Origin of the sequence: Vibrio sp. V31_P5A7T61 (assembly GCF_009904895.1) — a bacterium.
GTDB classification, from domain to species: Bacteria; Pseudomonadota; Gammaproteobacteria; order Enterobacterales; family Vibrionaceae; genus Vibrio; species Vibrio metschnikovii.
Genome location: NZ_WXWI01000059.1, coordinates 21,076 through 37,312 on the forward strand (window position 1 = coordinate 21,076; position 16,237 = coordinate 37,312).

General features: G+C 45.4%; 17 protein-coding genes and 1 riboswitch. Of the genes, 6 read left to right on the plus strand and 11 right to left on the minus strand.

Annotation, left to right across the window (positions count from 1 at the left end; genetic code table 11):
* Positions 1-47: 47 nt before the first annotated feature.
* On the plus strand, positions 48-2,114 hold the full coding sequence (gene metG / locus CAG58_RS13320) for a methionine--tRNA ligase (protein ID WP_161425034.1): 2,067 nt from the start codon (positions 48-50) through the stop codon (positions 2,112-2,114).
* A 317-nt stretch (positions 2,115-2,431) separates the two neighbouring features.
* A complete protein-coding gene (locus tag CAG58_RS13325; protein WP_161425035.1) occupies positions 2,432-3,238 on the plus strand; it encodes a hypothetical protein in 807 nt (268 codons plus the stop codon).
* 84 nt (positions 3,239-3,322) lie between these two features.
* Here the strand turns inward: CAG58_RS13325 and udp are convergent, their stop codons facing one another.
* The 8 genes from udp to moaA all read right to left on the minus strand — a co-directional run bounded on the left by udp (position 3,323) and on the right by moaA (position 10,327).
* The gene (gene udp / locus CAG58_RS13330; RefSeq protein ID WP_154170596.1) at positions 3,323-4,084 is read right to left on the minus strand and encodes a uridine phosphorylase; all 762 of its coding nucleotides are present in this window, start codon (positions 4,082-4,084) and stop codon (positions 3,323-3,325) included.
* Between the two features lie 220 nt (positions 4,085-4,304).
* Positions 4,305-6,596, minus strand: a complete 2,292-nt coding sequence (locus CAG58_RS13335) for a zinc/cadmium/mercury/lead-transporting ATPase (protein WP_161425036.1) — start codon at positions 6,594-6,596, stop codon at positions 4,305-4,307.
* Positions 6,597-6,902: 306 nt separating this feature from the next.
* Positions 6,903-7,319: a CBS domain-containing protein gene (locus tag CAG58_RS13340; RefSeq protein ID WP_154170594.1), complete on the minus strand. Its 417-nt coding sequence runs from the start codon at positions 7,317-7,319 to the stop codon at positions 6,903-6,905.
* Between the two features lie 280 nt (positions 7,320-7,599).
* Complete coding sequence (moaE, locus tag CAG58_RS13345) at positions 7,600-8,049, minus strand: molybdopterin synthase catalytic subunit MoaE (protein ID WP_154170592.1); 450 nt, start codon at positions 8,047-8,049, stop codon at positions 7,600-7,602.
* 5 nt (positions 8,050-8,054) lie between these two features.
* Positions 8,055-8,300 (minus strand): molybdopterin synthase sulfur carrier subunit, encoded by a 246-nt coding sequence (moaD, locus tag CAG58_RS13350; RefSeq protein ID WP_154170590.1) that lies wholly within the window; start codon positions 8,298-8,300, stop codon positions 8,055-8,057.
* A complete protein-coding gene (moaC, locus tag CAG58_RS13355) occupies positions 8,297-8,776 on the minus strand; it encodes a cyclic pyranopterin monophosphate synthase MoaC (protein ID WP_072669801.1) in 480 nt (159 codons plus the stop codon). Before moaC ends, moaD begins: the two co-directional genes overlap by 4 nt.
* A gap of 9 nt (positions 8,777-8,785) precedes the next feature.
* Complete coding sequence (gene moaB, locus CAG58_RS13360) at positions 8,786-9,298, minus strand: molybdenum cofactor biosynthesis protein B (protein ID WP_154170588.1); 513 nt, start codon at positions 9,296-9,298, stop codon at positions 8,786-8,788.
* Between the two features lie 39 nt (positions 9,299-9,337).
* Complete coding sequence (moaA, locus tag CAG58_RS13365; protein WP_161425037.1) at positions 9,338-10,327, minus strand: GTP 3',8-cyclase MoaA; 990 nt, start codon at positions 10,325-10,327, stop codon at positions 9,338-9,340.
* Positions 10,316-10,469: riboswitch (molybdenum cofactor riboswitch) on the minus strand. It overlaps the preceding gene by 12 nt.
* A gap of 180 nt (positions 10,470-10,649) precedes the next feature.
* Between moaA and CAG58_RS13370 the strand changes: the two genes are divergently transcribed.
* The gene (locus CAG58_RS13370) at positions 10,650-11,540 is read left to right on the plus strand and encodes a YvcK family protein (protein WP_161425038.1); all 891 of its coding nucleotides are present in this window, start codon (positions 10,650-10,652) and stop codon (positions 11,538-11,540) included.
* Positions 11,541-11,652: 112 nt separating this feature from the next.
* Here CAG58_RS13370 and CAG58_RS13375 read toward each other — a convergent pair whose 3' ends face one another.
* Both CAG58_RS13375 and CAG58_RS13380 read right to left on the minus strand, forming a co-directional pair.
* Positions 11,653-12,624, minus strand: coding sequence for a lytic murein transglycosylase (locus tag CAG58_RS13375; RefSeq protein ID WP_040904182.1), 972 nt, complete (start codon positions 12,622-12,624; stop codon positions 11,653-11,655).
* Positions 12,625-12,644: 20 nt separating this feature from the next.
* Positions 12,645-12,935, minus strand: a complete 291-nt coding sequence (locus CAG58_RS13380; protein WP_040904181.1) for a YcgL domain-containing protein — start codon at positions 12,933-12,935, stop codon at positions 12,645-12,647.
* 299 nt (positions 12,936-13,234) lie between these two features.
* On the opposite strand from CAG58_RS13380, the gene minC reads away from it, so the two are divergent.
* Genes minC through minE form a run of 3 tightly spaced genes read left to right on the plus strand, consistent with a single transcriptional unit; the run spans position 13,235 to position 15,001 of the window.
* Complete coding sequence (gene minC, locus CAG58_RS13385; RefSeq protein WP_161429738.1) at positions 13,235-13,897, plus strand: septum site-determining protein MinC; 663 nt, start codon at positions 13,235-13,237, stop codon at positions 13,895-13,897.
* Positions 13,898-13,918: 21 nt separating this feature from the next.
* Complete coding sequence (minD, locus tag CAG58_RS13390) at positions 13,919-14,731, plus strand: septum site-determining protein MinD (RefSeq protein WP_004394872.1); 813 nt, start codon at positions 13,919-13,921, stop codon at positions 14,729-14,731.
* A 6-nt stretch (positions 14,732-14,737) separates the two neighbouring features.
* Positions 14,738-15,001, plus strand: a complete 264-nt coding sequence (gene minE / locus CAG58_RS13395; protein ID WP_004394871.1) for a cell division topological specificity factor MinE — start codon at positions 14,738-14,740, stop codon at positions 14,999-15,001.
* Between the two features lie 100 nt (positions 15,002-15,101).
* Here minE and rnd read toward each other — a convergent pair whose 3' ends face one another.
* Positions 15,102-16,220 (minus strand): ribonuclease D, encoded by a 1,119-nt coding sequence (gene rnd, locus CAG58_RS13400; RefSeq protein ID WP_154170580.1) that lies wholly within the window; start codon positions 16,218-16,220, stop codon positions 15,102-15,104.
* Positions 16,221-16,237 lie beyond the last annotated feature (17 nt).

The following is a 16,237-nucleotide window of genomic DNA, read 5'->3' on the forward strand; positions in this document are numbered from 1 at the left end:
ATTGAAGGCTATTTTCAATACCTATCAAACATAGCGAATAATTAAGTATGGCAACTGAACCAAGAAACGTTTCTCCAAGGAAACTGCTGGTAACTTGTGCCCTTCCGTACGCTAACGGTTCCATCCACTTAGGTCATATGCTTGAGCATATCCAAGCGGATATTTGGGTGCGCTACCAACGCCTACGCGGCAATATTGTAAATTTCATCTGTGCTGACGACGCTCATGGCACACCTATCATGCTTAAAGCGCAGCAGATGGGTATTACGCCTGAAGAAATGATTGCCGCGGTTAGTGAAGAGCATCAGCAAGATTTCGCTGGGTTTGATATTAGTTTTGATAACTATCACAGCACCCACAGCGAAGAAAACCGCGAGTTAGCTTCACATATTTATCTTGAGCTGAAAAAAAATGGCTTTATTTCTAGTCGGACCATTTCTCAGTTATTCGATCCTGAAAAACAGATGTTCTTACCGGATCGCTTCGTCAAAGGCACCTGCCCAAAATGTAAGTCAGAAGATCAATACGGCGACAACTGCGATGCTTGCGGCGAAACTTACAGCCCGACGGAACTGATCAATCCTAAATCGGCGGTCTCAGGTGCAACCCCTGTGATGAAAGATTCTGAGCACTTCTTTTTTGACTTGCCACAGTTTGAAAGCATGCTTAAAGAATGGACTCGTTCTGGCTCGCTGCAAACCGAAACCGCCAATAAAATGCAAGAGTGGTTTGAAGGTGGCTTGCAGCAATGGGATATTTCCCGTGATGCCCCTTATTTTGGTTTTGAAATCCCCGGTGAAACCAACAAATTCTTTTATGTGTGGCTCGATGCACCCATTGGTTACATGGGGTCATTCAAAAATCTTTGCAGCAAGCGCAATGATTTAGACTTTGACGAATACTGGCGCAAAGACAGTCAAACCGAGCTTTATCACTTTATCGGCAAAGACATTGTTTACTTCCACAGCCTATTTTGGCCAGCGATGCTTGAAGGCAGTGGTTTTCGTAAACCAACCAATGTTTTTGTGCATGGTTATGTTACGGTTAATGGCGCGAAAATGTCGAAATCAAAAGGGACGTTTGTCAAAGCGAGTACTTACTTAAAACATTTAGATCCTGAGTGCTTACGTTACTACTACGCGGCAAAACTGAACAACCGTATTGATGATCTCGATCTAAACCTTGAAGACTTCACCCAGCGCGTTAATGCTGACGTGGTCAACAAGATTGTTAACCTCGCTTCACGCAATGCTGGCTTTATCAGTAAACGGTTTGATAATCAGTTATCGGCCACTTTTGCCGAGCCTGAACTGTACGCTGAGTTTGCCGCGGCGGCTGAACGTATTGCTGAACTTTATGAAACTCGTGAATTTGGTCGTGCGATTCGTGAAATCACCGCATTAGCAGATAAAGCCAACCAATATGTGGATGAAAAAGCGCCTTGGGTTGTCGCCAAGCAAGAAGGCCAAGAGCAAGCGCTGCAAGATATTTGTACCGTGGGCATTAACCTATTCCGCGTATTGATGACTTACCTCAAGCCTGTAATGCCAGCGTTAGCTAAGCGGACGGAAGCTTTCCTTAATCAAGAACTGACTTGGGATGGTATTCAAACACCACTGACTCGTCATGAGTTGACCCCATTTAAAGCGCTGTTTAATCGTATTGACCCTCAGCATGTTGAAGCGATGATTGAAACCTCAAAACAAGAAGCAGCACTGGAAAAAGCCGCGATAGAAAATGCTCAGCCTATTCATCAAGAAACTGAGTTAAGCAAAGATCCCATCGCCGCAGAAATCGAATTTGACGATTTTGCTAAAGTTGATTTACGGATTGCCAAAATCCTCTCTTGTGAAGCGGTGCCAAAGGCCGATAAGTTACTAAAATTCCAGTTGGATATTGGTGGAGAGACACGCCAAGTCTTCTCTGGAATAAAAGCCGCTTACTCGCCTGAAGAGCTGGTCGGTAAATACACCGTGATGGTAGCTAACCTTAAACCACGCAAGATGAAATTTGGTATGTCAGAAGGCATGATCCTCGCTGCAGGCCCTGGCGGTGACCAGTTGTGGATTCTTGAGCCTCATGAAGGTGCACAAGCTGGCATGCGCGTCATGTAACCTATCGGCTTGAATCAAGTCACCAATGATTAGCCCTCTCCGATGAGAGGGCTTTTTTTTTGCTTTCGTTCACACTTTTAGCGCAAACTGCACCTTTTTAGTGCATAAACCACACCAAAAAAAATTAAACCCATGATTTATAAAGAATAAAAACTTGGCATTAAGCATGCAATATCCAACTTAGGGGAATACTCAACCTAGGTGACGTCGTGATATCTGCTCATCAATAGTGATGGCCATTCGGTTAACGCGTACAGCAACCTACATTGAGAAAGGAATCTCTGTTCTGAGCAAACCACATACACAAGGAGTGGATTATGTTTGTCTTTATTTCCATGCTTATCTCTATCACGATTCTTGGCGGATTATTTTTCTTTGCTAAACAGAAAGAATCCAACCTACAACGTAAATATCAACTCTTAGTGGATTTACGCGAGTTACTTTATCTTTGTCGTCAACATCGTCAAGCAACCCATCACGAGTTGATGTTTGGCCAGGATCGTCAGCAAGAAATTAATCATCTTCAATCGGCTATCGATCAGACTTTATCTCATTTGATTGCCCATGCTCACTTTGATAACAAACCGCTGTATCGTATTTTCCAAGCTAAGTTAACCGCAATTCGCCATGAATGGCCGGATTATAGCGTAGCAAGGAACCAAGTCGCTCACGGTAAAGCGATTCGTCATTGTCTATTTTTAATTGACGAAATTGTTCTCGCTTGGTTAGCTGAATCACATCGAGACGACCTGAGTGATGAATATCATATGAATTGGCAACAAGTCATCGATAGTATGGATTCACTGACCCAGTTACGTTTATGTATTGAAGAGATGGGTAGTCAAGAGGGGCGGCTTCGTCTCAGTCATTACAGTGAGCTCATGCGACGAAAACTGAGTCAGCTGGCACTAATAAGCCCTTTATCAATTGCCTCACCGACTTGCTCCGCAGCCATGCACCAACTCAGTGAGCTCCATGACAATCCGCATTTAGAGCTCGATGCGAAGCAGTTTTATCAACTGACTTCTGAATTATCGCTGACGATCGCTCAAGTGTATGACCAAATGCTCTCAGAAGTGACTGAAAGCCTATACTTACCGTTACCTCAACTCGCACTGGCTTAAATCACTGCCCGAGTCCTAAAATTCACATAGCAAAAGCGCCACGATTGTGGCGCTTTTTAATGCTAACTCAATCAATGATAACGATTATTTAAGCATCTTACGCGCTGCTTCAACCACCACTTTAATTGAACGAGCTTCGGTCTCTTTTAAGGTGGCGTGATCTGGGATCTCTTTTTGAGTACGGTTAATAATCACACCCGCTACACAGCCTGCTTTTAAACCAGAGCTAGCACACATGGTTAATAGCGTCGCGGATTCCATCTCAAAGTTCAGCACGCCCATCTCTTGCCACTCTTTCATTGAACCTTGGAAACGGCTAACAACACGACCTGTGAATGTGTCATAACGCTCTTGGCCTGGGTAGAACGTATCGCTTGATGCCGTTACCCCCATGTGAACGGTAGCACCGCTCTCTTCTGCGGCTGCTTTCATCGCGGTTGCTACTGCAAAATCTGGTACCGCTGGGAATTCCATCGGTGCAAAGTGTAAGCTAGCGCCATCAAGACGTACTGAGCCAGTGGTAACAATCATATCGCCGACGTTGACGTGGGGCTGGATCGCACCAGTGGTACCCACACGTAAGAAGGAGCGCACACCTAATTGAGCTAACTCTTCTACCGCAATCGACGTTGATGGACCACCAATACCCGTTGAACAAACCACAACAGATTGACCATCTAACTCAGCGCGATAAAGCGTGTACTCACGGTGACTAGCTAGAAAAACCGGGTTTTCCATTAATTCAGCGATTTTTTGCACACGGGCAGGATCACCTGGGATAATCGCCAAGGTGGCACCATTTAAATCGGCTTGGGTCACTCCTAGGTGAAAGACGGCTTGAGACATAAGTTACTCCTTGATTGCGGCTTGTTCAGCTCATCATTAATTTCGGGTACCTAGTGACTCTATCCCAGTCCCCAACAACATTTAGTGACAAGCGTCACAACTACGTCAGCAATAAAATACAGCATTTCAAAGAAAAACGGTTTGCATCACAAAAACGAGCAATCCAAATGCAACTCAACACTATTCGCTCGTGATTAAACTCAAATGACTTCCATTGCTACTAACAACGTGAATCCGCGGCTGATGGCTTAAAACGCAGTAAGCGCAAAGCATTTAGAGTGACCAACGCCGTCGCACCACTATCAGCTAATACTGCCATCCATAAGCCTGTGATACCGAGTAAACTGGTCACCAACAAAATGGCCTTTAAGCCCAAAGCTAATGTCACATTTTGTCGAATATTATTCAGCGTAGCGCGAGATAATTCGATCATTCCTGCCAATTCAATGAGTCGATTATGGGTTAATGCTGCGTCCGCCGTCTCTAACGCGACATCGGTACCGCTGCCCATCGCAATACCGATACTGGCCAGCTTCATCGCAGGGGCATCATTAATGCCATCACCTACCATTGCAACCGGTTGAATTTGCGATAATTGTTCGACTGCTTGCACTTTATCCTCAGGCAATAAACTGGCTTGAAAATCCATACCGAGCTTATCGGCGATGGCTGCAGCACTGCGTGGGTTATCCCCGGTCAACATGATGCTGTTAATGCCGATTTTTTTCAGTTGTGCAATCGCGGCTTGCGCTTCATCACGTAATGTATCTTGCCAAGCGATAATGCCTATCGGTTGCTTATTTTGCAAAGCAACGGCGACCGTTTTCCCTTGAGCTTCGAGTTGCTCAATGGACTCAGTAATGGAGGCATTAACCCTGACATCGAGCTGAGTTGGCGATAACAGTGAATAGCGTTGACCAGCAACTAAGCCTGTAATACCGCGCCCAGGTAATGCTTGTTGCTCAGAGGCTTGGGGAATAGCATAACCTTGAGCTTGCACGTTATCCACTAACGAAGTGGCTAAAGGATGACTAGACCCTTGCTCAATAGCAGCCACTGCAGCTAACCATTGAGATGACGGCAGATCCGTTAAGCTTATCATGTCCGTGACCTGTGGCTTTCCTTGCGTTAGCGTTCCGGTTTTATCAAACGCCATCATAGTCACTCGGCCAAGCTGCTCAAGTGCCGCTCCCCCTTTGATTAAAGCACCGCGTCTTGCTGCCGCGGCTAAACCAGAGGTAATCGCCGCTGGGGTTGAAATCACTAACGCGCAAGGACAAGCAATTAATAATAACGCCAGTCCACGATAGGTCCACGTTTCCCATGGCTGAGCAAACACCAATGGCGGGATGATCACAACCAATAAAGCAATCAGCATCATCAGCGGGGTATACCAACGGCTAAATCGGTCCAAGAACCGCTCCAAAGGCGCTTTACGAGATTCAGCTTGCTCAATCAGATGTAAAATACGGTCAATGGCATTTTGTCCCGGTAATGAAGTGATCTGCACTTGGATCAAACGGTCAACCACTACAGAGCCCGCCGCGAGCGTATCTCCGATTTGCTTTTCAACCGGAATCGGTTCTCCGGTTAATGCACTTTCATCAATACTTGCCACAGGGTCTAACAGCTGTCCATCAGCAGGTAAACGTCCGCCAGGAGCAACCTCAACGTGATCACCGGGTTGCAGATCTTGCACATCAACTAACACTCGCTGGCCGTGTTCTATTTTCGTCGCTTGATCGGGCACCAGCGCCATCAGCGCTTGAACGCCAGAACGCGCCCGTGCAGCAGCAATGCCTTCTAAACGCTCGCCAACCAAAAACAGCAATAACACCATCGCTGCTTCAGCCGTTTCACCAAGATATAAAGCGCCTAACGCCGCAACAGTCATTAAGGTTTCAATCGCAAACGGCGTACCTGACTTTGCCAATTGCCAAGCTTTACGCGCAATCGGAACCAAGCCTAACAAACAGGTTAGTGTAAACATCCACTGCGCTAACTCGCTCGACCATTGAGTCATCAGGGCTGCCACTAGCATCGCTGAACTGATCAAAACCAGGCGTCGATTGTCCGCTTGTGTTAACCATGTTCGGGGGGATGAGTGAGAAGATGCAACTTTAGAGGTCGAGTGCTGAATCTGAAAACCAGCACGACTGACGGCTTGTTCAACCGCCGCAACCGTTGCTGGCTGATTAAACTGTACCACCAATTTTTCTGTCGCAAACAGCACCTTGGCGGTGACAATATCTGGAATTTTCTGTAACGCCGTTTCTATTTTCCGCGCACACGATGGGCAATCCATCCCCACGACTTGCCAACTACGTTGGTACTGAGCGAGCGAGTCACAAGCACTGTCAGCTAAAGTACCCATGTCTTTAGCCGGTTGAGAACAGCAAGCCACCTCGGGTTGCACTTGATGGGGTGTTGACGCCGCTGAACAACAAGACGCCTGATTATGAGTAGCGTGAGAACCGTGAGTGACATCGCACCCTGAATGCTTAACAGACATCAATCCATCTCCTAATTTGATGATGTGTTAAGCTTACACCTTGGAGCTAACTCCAAGGTCAAGCGGTTTGTTACTCATTCATAAACATACATTGCACGACGAAGTGCCTGAATGTTTATCCTATACCGAAACGACTTGGAGTTGCCGGTAGGCGGCAAGTGAGTAGATCTCCGTGAGCATAGACAAACGGTGTGATTGGGGTGAACGAACACCGCCAACACCACTGCTAGCTTCAAGTAGAATGGGGATATATCCATATCCGCACTAGCATTCTATCGTGAGACTGAAAAGTATCACTCACGCTGATCAAACCGGATGTTTAAAACTATTCGCTAGGTTTTTACCAATCGCTAACAGCACATTGCGGCGGGTAATGATGCCCACTAACTTTCCTTGCTCTATCACCGGATAGACTTTCGGCTTACCAACTTTCATCATATCAGCCAGTTCAATGATTGACGTCTCAGGCGAAACTGACAGCACTTCTTGATGCATGCAGTCACTGACGGTATGAGAGTCATGACAGAAATAACTGGCTTTGACTAATTTATCGAGCAAATCTTGTTCAGAAAGAAAACCAATCACTCTCTTTTGATCATCAATCACTGGTCCACCAAGATGTTCAGAACCACTTACGCGTTCTAAAGCCGCACTGAGTGACATTTCAGGGCTAAAGGTCACCGCTTTGACGGTCATGTAATCTCTTACTTTCAGTGAATCCATTGCTATCTCCTTGGCATCATTGACCATACCATGTCATCAATACTTCTCTGCGCTTAGTAATGGTCATCCCACAATCATTGAATGTACAAGTGCCTAATGACAATCCGAGTCAATTAGGGTGTCTAAGGTAAGTGTTGACTAATTTCTTGATTTTACTAGATAGGAAAGCGATTTTTTTGTAACAAAGTGGATTATGCCGCTAAAATTCTAAGCCACAAATCGTCAATCGGGATAGGATGCCCCCAAGTCAGCTAAGCACGGCTAACTTGAGGTTCTTACTTTACCAACGTTTAGCCGCCTGGTGATCGGATTCGCGCGATTCTATCCATCGTTCAGCGCCTGTGGTGCGTTCTTTTTTCCAAAACGGGGCTTGAGTTTTTAAGCTATCCATAATGAATTCACAAGCAGCAAAACTCGCGCCTCGGTGAGCACTCGCGACGCCGACAAACACAATTTGCGCACCAACATCCAAATCACCAACACGATGAATGATACGAACGTGTTGTAAGGGCCAGCGTTGTTGGGCTTGATCACACAGATGGCTGAGCGCTTTTTCAGTCATTCCTGGGTAATGTTCAAGATGTAAACCGATCACGTCATCACCAAGGTTGAGATCACGAACTTTACCGACAAATGTGACAACCGCTCCTGCACTACGGTCTTGCGCTAACGCCGCATACTCATCGGCCAATGAAAAATCAGCCGTTTGTACAGAGACTCTGCTATCCATCTGTTTCACCCGCCAGTGACTGGTGGAAAAAAGGCCACTTCATCGCCCGACTGCAAAGGATGAGTCATTGCCACAATGGTGTGATTAACAGCAACCAGTAACTTATCCGCATCTAACGCTAGTGACCACTTATCGCCTTGCAGCACAAGATGCTGTCTAAGAGCTTCAACGGTTGCAAAATTGGCTGGCATCTCAATCCGATCACAGCCCACCAACTCACGAGTCTGTGCAAAAAAAACAACGTTAATCATCGCGTAGCCTTAAAATGACCGGACTTACCTCCGGTTTTTTCTAATAAACGAACCTGTTCAATGACCATGTCTTTTTGTACCGCTTTACACATATCATAAATAGTCAAAGCGGCGACAGAGGCTGCGGTTAACGCTTCCATCTCAACACCGGTTTTCCCTGCTAGCTTACACACAGATTCAATCCGTACACAGCTTTCTGCTTCGATAGCTTGTAAATGAACTTCAACTTTAGAAAGCAGCAAAGGGTGGCAAAGAGGAATTAAATCCCACGTTTTTTTAGCGGCTTGAATTCCAGCAATCCGTGCGGTAGCAAACACATCACCTTTGTGGTGCTGCCCAGAAATAATTAATTGAAGAGTTTCTGGTGCCATACGAATATAAGCTTCTGCACGCGCTTCACGCACGCTATCGAGTTTGGCCGATACATCGACCATATTCGCTTCACCGTTGGCATTAATATGGCTAAATTCAGTCATGTTTTTCTGTTACCCAGCGAGATGAGGCATAAAGTTACATGGACGATGACTCGCATCTAATTGCTGCTGGATGATTTTCGTCCATCCAGTACGGCAAGCCCCCGTCGAGCCCGGCATAGCAAATATCACCGTGTGATTGGCAAATCCCGCTAAGGCTCGTGACTGAATCGTTGAAGTACCAATCTCTTCATACGACACCATTCTAAACAGCTCACCAAAGCCCTCGACCTCTTTATCAAAAAGCGGCTTCAGCGCTTCAGGAGTACTATCACGAGCGGTAAAGCCAGTACCACCAGTAATCAAGATGGCTTGAATCGCCTCGTCAGCAATCCATTGTGACACGATGGCACGAATTTTATATTTATCATCAATCACAATTTGCTTATCCGCCAATAGATGCCCCGCGGCTTGCAATTGCTCAGCTAAATAACCACCAGAGGTGTCGTTCTCTTGCGTGCGCGTATCAGATACAGTTAATACCGCGATTGTAGCGGGTTGAAATTTACTTTCTGCATGGCCCATGTCATCACCTTATCTTTTTCATTATCTGTCCCCAAAAGTCTAGCCACCAATGGATGCCAAATGGGGAGTTATACCTGTATTACCATCATGTAAAAAATGACTAACAGACTTATGTTGTAACTGGGTTTGAATACGTTCAATTAACGCTGATTGCTGACTATCTTCTTGTAATAGATCACGCAATGAAAGACCTTGCTCACCAAACAAACAAAGATGTAGCTTACCTAACGCAGAGATGCGTAGTCGATTACAACTCTGACAAAAGTCTTTCTCGTAAGGCATGATCAACCCTACTTCACCTTGATAATCAGGATGCCAATAAACCTGAGCAGGCCCATCATGATGCGCTCGCGCTTTCAGTAACCAACCATCGGCAATCAGTTGATTACGCAGGGTGACGCCAGAAAGATGATGACGAGCAAATAAATCATCCATCTCCCCTGTCTGCATCAGTTCAATAAAACGCAGTTGGATCGGCCGATGCTGAATCCACGCCAGAAATTGAGGCATGGTGTGCGCATTAAGATCTTTCATCAGCACCACATTGACTTTGACTTGCGTAAAGCCAACCTCAAAAGCCCGTTCGATTCCCTGCATAACTTGATAAAAACGGTTTTCCCCGGTGATCTGCTGAAACATTCTCGGGTCTAAACTATCGACACTCACATTGATATCGGTCAGTCCTGCCTGCTTCCAAGCCATGACTTGATTAGCCATCCGGTAACCATTGGTGGTGGTGGCAACTTTCTCTACCCCATGCTGACCAGCGACCGTCTGAATAATCTCGGTGAAATCTTTACGTAAACTCGGCTCGCCTCCGGTAATCCTCACTTTAGAGGTACCACAATAAGCAAACGCCTTCACTACGCGCTGAATCTCCGGCAAAGTTAAAAAGGCGGAGTTTTTGGTTCCCGAGGGTCGATAACCATCGGGTAAGCAGTAGGTACACTTAAAATTGCAGACATCAGTTACAGACAGACGTAAATAGTAAAATTTACGCTGGAATTTATCTTCGAATGGTTGCGCCACGGAACACCTTTCCAAATACGGGAGGCAAAAAAGTTTCCCACTTTGCCCTTGTGGTTCAATACCACTGGCTTAAATGACTTATCTTCAAAAACGTTGCGCTTAAGAAAACTTAGTACAGATAAGCTCGGAGTTATGGCAACAATAAGCGTACGCTCGACGCTTATCGGTTGCAGCGAACGGATAAAATACTTAAATATTGTGTGTGTTTCCAGCTTCTACTGAAAAAAAACGGTTTTGATGCATAAATTACCACAAAATGAGTACCATCCGCTTGAGCATTGCTCTAAATTGTAGGCCATCAAAGAACAACTCGAATGATAACATGTCCCTCTATGATGATAAAAAAGTGGTTGCGATTGGCGGCGGCCACGGATTAGGCAGAATACTGGCTGCATTAAAAGTCTTTGGTTCCAATGCAACAGGTATTGTCACCACTACAGATAACGGCGGATCGACCGGACGTATTCGTCACTGCCAAGGAGGTATCGCTTGGGGAGATACGCGCAACTGCATTAATCAATTAATCACAGAACCTTCGATAAGCTCGATGATGTTTGAGTACCGTTTCAAAGGCGCTGGTGAACTGAACGGACATAATCTTGGCAATTTAATGTTAACCGCGTTAGACCATCTATCGGTACGCCCGCTAGAAGCGATTAACTTGATCCGCAACATGCTCAAAGTCGACGTCAATATTGTGCCAATGTCAGAACATCCCGCTGACTTAACCGCCCTATCGGTAGAGGGGAAATGGGTCACAGGGGAAACCAGTGTTGATGAAATGGCCCAAGATCTACTGAGGCTGGATCTTGATCCAGAAGTCCCCGCTACTAAGGAAGGCGTCCAGGCTATCTCTCAAGCGGATGCGATCATTCTCGGTCCGGGCAGTTTTCTCACCAGTATTATGCCACCGCTATTATTACCTGAAATCGGCCAAGCGATCGCAGAGAATACCCGCGCCAAATTGATTTTTGTTGAGAACCTTTCCCCAGAATATGGCCCAGCAGGGCGAATGAGTTTGCAGCAGAAATTAGAATGGTGTGAGCGCGCCTGTGCCGCTCGCCATATTGATGTAGTGATTGGTGCCACTGAGCATCCAGAGCTCAATCATCAATGGAATTGTGTCACACGCGATCTCGCTTCTCCCAATCGTGATTGGCGGCATGATCGCGTCAAGTTACGCAACGCAATTGAAGAACAATTGATCGGCTAAAAGCGACAATCCACTTTTTATCAATTTCATCAATCACCAAGGTACGAGAATAAAAAAGGGCTGTCACAAAACAGCCCTTATCGAAGAAACTAACCACTTTGGTCACTCATGGTTAAAATTTGATCCTATCGGCTAAATGGCTGACCGCAACCGCAAAGTAGTGCGAGCGGTTCCATTTCATCAGCACATTATAATTGTTATAAACCAAGTAAATCCGCCCACTTTCATCATCTGGCATAATAAGCCAAGCTTTGATGTCTTCTTTCAACTGTGGCAATGGTTGACCATCATAACGAGTGATACCAAGCTCACTCCACTCGCGCAGTAACTTGCCTTTTTCAGCCTGACGGCCTTCCAAAGCTTTATCAAAATTAGCCGGAATTTTTACCTGACGCCCCCAAGTATAACGATCATCCCAACCGGATTTACTTAGATAATTAGCCGTTGACGCGAAAACATCCGCCTTGGTGCCCCAAATATCTTTTTTACCGTCACCATCACCGTCTGCGGCAAACGCTAAAAAGGAGCTCGGCATAAACTGACATTGTCCCATCGCCCCAGCCCATGAGCCTTTCATTTCATCAACCGTAATATGCCCCTGTTGCAAAATTTGTAAGGCAGCCATGGTTTCCTTACGGAAAAACTCTTCGCGTCGACCATCATAAGCCATCGTTGATAAAGCATCGATAACTGGGAAATTGCCAGTAAAGCTACCGAAGTTACTTTCGACACCCCAAAGCGCAACGATAAAACGCGGCTGAACACCATACTGCTTACCAATACGCTGTAACTCATCATAGTGTTTTTCATACAATGCTTGAGCTTGTTTGACTTTCCAGTCCGGTACCGCACGAGGGATGTATTCATCTAAAGTTAAGCGTCTTTCCGGTTGATTACGATCTGCGGTGACCGCTCGAGGACGATACTCCACATTAGCAAACGCTTCTGCCAATATTTGCTCAGAAATGCCTTCTTGACGCGCCTGTTGCTTTAACCCTTCAAGATATTGCTCAAAACTCACCGTATTGGCCAGCAAAGGAGCCGATAGCGTTAACCCTAAAATAACTGACAGTAATTTTCTCAAGATGCCCTCCTCAAGCGATCCTAATCAGCAGTGGCTTGTCTACTTTGTGCTTTCTGCTGTTTATGTATATCCAATAAATTTTCTGTTGGCGGGGGAAGCTGTAAAAAGAATCCCGTTACTTGCAACGCTGTTTTTACCTTATCTACATCCACGCGAGCTAGTTGACGATTGGTCAAGTTGACTAACATGACAAAGATAGGTTTACCAAAGGTCTCGAGCAAAGTGTCAGGAACTTGTGAAAAGTCATCTCTTTTCGGAAGATACAGATAAGTTCCTTCTTTTTTCGAACTTTTATAAATAGAACAAAGCATGCCAACCCTTTTGTATTGTGTTATCTGCGTTATGTGCAGCCAGAGAGAGTATACACCCAAATGACTTGGATATATTTTGAATAACCACAGTGAAAATTGCGAGTAAATCACGCATTTGACCGCAAGATAACTTGCTGTCACTGAGCGCTGAATATAACATGACAGCCATCGTCTTCGACAACGCTAATTATTCTATACCCAAGTAACCTCAAAATAAGTATGCTGCTCTTTTTCGAGTGTTGTGAGCTGATTTGGGTATATAACCAGCGTTACCAACGTTTATTGAGGTCAACGTTATCATGTCCCATACACCTGACCTAAAAGGCAGCAGCTTCACTTTGTCTGTATTGCACCTTGCAGATCATCATGTTGCCAATGCGATCGATTTTCTCAAACAAAAAACCGATCAAGCCCCCGCTTTTTTTGCTAATGCACCAATTGTACTTAATATTAATAAAGTCGGCGGTGAACTGGATTTTCATGCTCTGAAACAGGGCATTCGTGAAGCGGGTTTTGTCCCGGTTGGCATTACTGGCTGTAAAGATAAACGTTGTCAACGTCAAGCATTCGAAGCTGGCTTTGCCGTCATGACAGCCAGCAATACGCCGGCGAACGCTCCGGCAGCGATGGCCCCGACAAAAGTGATTCATACGCCAGTCCGCTCTGGCCAGCAAGTTTATGCCAAAGATGGCGACTTAGTGATTCTTAGTCATGTAAGCCCAGGCGCAGAAGTCATCGCCGATGGTTCAATCCATATTCATGGTACATTACGTGGGCGAGCCATTGCTGGGGCCAGTGGCCAAAGAGAAGCAAAAATAATTTGTAATGATTTACAAGCTGAGCTGGTGTCGATTGCAGGAAATTACTGGCTAAGCGATCAAATTGACAGTCAGTTTTGGCAAAATAAAGTGATGCTAAGCTTAAACGATGAATCACTGCATTTTGAAAAATTGACAATTTAGATTCGAAAGGAAATTAATTAAATGGCACGCATTATTGTTGTAACGTCAGGAAAAGGCGGAGTGGGTAAAACCACCTCCAGCGCAGCCATTGCCTCAGGGCTGGCGTTGAAAGGTAAAAAAACCGCGGTGATTGATTTTGACATCGGGTTACGTAATCTCGACTTAATTATGGGTTGTGAACGACGGGTAGTGTATGACTTTGTCAACGTCCTCAATGGGGAAGCGACACTGAATCAAGCGCTAATCAAAGATAAACGTAATGAAAACTTATTTATTTTACCGGCTTCACAAACGCGAGATAAAGATGCCCTGACCAAAGAAGGGGTGCAGCGTATTCTCAATGAACTGAATGAGATGGAGTTTGAATTTATTATTTGTGACTCTCCAGCAGGCATTGAGCAAGGGGCACTAATGGCGCTCTATTATGCGGATGAAGCGATTGTCACCACCAACCCTGAAGTCTCTTCTGTGCGTGACTCAGACCGTATCCTCGGTATTTTAGATTCAAAATCACTGCGCGCCGAACAAGGCCTTCCGCCAGTTAAACAGCATTTACTGTTAACTCGTTATAATCCAACACGGGTTAACCAAGGCGAGATGCTCAGTGTTGAAGACGTTGAAGAAATTTTGCATATTCCACTGCTGGGGGTTATCCCTGAGAGCCAAGCCGTATTGAACGCCTCAAACAAAGGCGTCCCAGTGATTTTTGATGAACAATCAGATGCCGGCCAAGCCTACGATGATACCGTCGAAAGACTGCTTGGCCAGCAAGTAGAGTTTCGTTTTCTTACTGAGCCGAAAAAAGGCATCTTTAAACGACTTTTTGGAGGCTAAATTAGTATGTCTTTACTTGAGTTTTTCCGCCCACAGAAAAAAAACTCGGCCAGTTTGGCTAAAGAGCGCTTACAAATTATTGTTGCCGAGCGCCGTAGCCAAAGCGATCCTGCGCCAACCTATTTACCACAATTGAAAGAAGACATTCTGAAAGTGATTGCTAAATACGTTGCGATTGATCCATCGATGGTTGAGCTTTCTTTTGAACATAAAGATGACGACATTTCTGTCTTGGAGTTAAACGTAAAACTCCCTGATGAAGAAAAGTAAGCCAGCGCATCAATACTGACACCGCTTTATAGATAGGCCATCCCAACAGAGCAAAGGTTGGGATGACTACTGTCGACTACCACTTAGTGGCTGATAAACGTTATCCGATCAACTTATTGAGTCGCTCACCGAGTAAAGGTAAACGCCAATTTTGCATTAAGTCTGGCAGATGATCCGGTTCACGCTGCTGGTTCCAAACCCAGCTCACTAACTGATTTAACTGCTTTTTTGATGCCAAAAATTCACTGGCTAAACCCGAAGTTTGCGATACCACTTTGACTTCATCTTTGAGTTTTTTGAATAGCTGCTTATAGCCAGGGTAATCCATTAACGGCACGATCGCCGCAGGGTAATTCTCTACAGGCGTCTGTTTCGCTTGTTTAACGATCGTTGCTATCGCATCACTGTGACGACGAATCACATGCGGGTCAATCCCCTCTTCTTCCATTCGCTTTGGCGAACTCAGCGCTAAACGGGCAATAGTCAGTAAATCATGTTCACGGATCACAAAGTTCAAAGCTAAATCACGTTTAACCGCCTGTTGATAACGCCAAGTGGCAAGCGGTTTTAAAATGGCTAACTCTTTAGGCTTTAATTGCCAAGCACCTTTGATCTCAAGGTAAGCGAATTGTGCATCAAACACTCGAGTCCGTTTTTCAACTTGCAGTTGTGACTCTTGTAAAACGGCATCCCACCAGCCAGCTTGCGTGACTTTATCGAGTAGCTGTTCATACATCGGCAGTAAATAAAAAACATCCGCGGCGGCATACTCTAGTTGTTTCTCAGACAAAGGCCGCGCAAGCCAATCGGTACGAGACTCGCTTTTATCTAGCTCAACATTGAGTAAATCATTCGCCAAAGCAGCAAAGCCAGTTGATAAGCCATAACCAATAAAGGCCGCCATCAATTGAGTATCCACCATCGGAAATGGTACACAACCCAAGCTGTTGTGGAACACTTCCAGATCTTCTCCGCAGGCATGCAAGACTTTTAAAACGGAAACATCTTGCAGCAGCTCAATAAATGGCGTCATATCCTCCATTGCCAACGGGTCGATCAGCGACAGCGTCTCCCCATCAAATAATTGGATCAAGCCTAATTGCGGAAAGAAAGTCCGAGTACGAACGAATTCAGTGTCGAGCATGACAACGTCTGCTTGACGGGCAAGTGCGCACACTCGCTGTAATTCATGCTGTTGATTAATGATTGTATAATTCACAAATGGCTCACTCTGCC